Raw genomic sequence first — 305 nt, 5'->3', positions numbered from 1 at the left:
GGCACCCGGATCATGTGGAGCCCACCTACTTCGGGCGCAACTACCTCCGCCATGACGGCCTGCTCGACATCACCAACGCCTCCGACCTGGTCACCGTCTCCTGGAGCCGTTTCACCGACCATGACAAGGCGATGCTCATAGGCAACGGCGACACGGCCACCGGCGACCGCGGGAAGCTCCGGGTCACCCTGCACCACAACGAGTTCGAGTCCGTCGTCCAGCGGGCGCCCCGCGTGCGCTTCGGGCAGGTGCACCTCTACAACAACCGGTACGTCGTCCCGGCCGACGCCCACGACTACCGCTAC

At 66.9% G+C, this 305-nt stretch carries 1 pseudogene; it reads left to right on the top strand.

Annotated features, from left to right (window positions below):
- A pseudogene (locus ACLZOT_RS51525) lies at positions 1-305 on the top strand (pectate lyase); the annotation flags it as partial.

This window comes from Streptomyces sp. 4F14 (assembly GCF_048159485.1).
Taxonomy (GTDB): domain Bacteria; phylum Actinomycetota; class Actinomycetes; order Streptomycetales; family Streptomycetaceae; genus Streptomyces.
The sequence above is the reverse complement of the archived record's forward strand: the minus strand, read 5'-3'. Positions and strand labels throughout refer to the sequence as shown.